The following is a 234-nucleotide window of genomic DNA, read 5'->3' as shown; positions in this document are numbered from 1 at the left end:
TCTTTCCACATTTCCCTGTTCATGACGTTTTGTGCGTTTTCTGAGCAATCTTTCCTCATGGTCAATGAGGACACTCAGATGTTTCATTTCCTCACGGGTAATGCCTAATTTCTGAATGATGGTCTTTGTGCCGGTCGTATAGCCCTTGTGTCGCTTTTTGGCTGAGTAGTCCTGACCGGCTTTCTTGTAGAGGGTCTGCATGGCGTTGTGCATATGTTTGGCAATATATCCCTC

At 45.7% G+C, this 234-nt stretch carries 1 protein-coding gene; it reads right to left on the bottom strand.

Annotated features, from left to right (window positions below; all coding sequences use genetic code 11):
* On the bottom strand, positions 1–234 hold a 234-nt coding region (locus tag HK26_RS13810), incomplete at both ends, for a hypothetical protein (protein ID WP_219337109.1).

The organism is Acetobacter okinawensis, from assembly GCF_002153655.1.
GTDB classification, from domain to species: Bacteria; Pseudomonadota; Alphaproteobacteria; order Acetobacterales; family Acetobacteraceae; genus Acetobacter; species Acetobacter okinawensis_A.
Note: the sequence above shows the minus strand (reverse complement) of the source record. Positions and strands in the feature narration are given on the sequence as shown.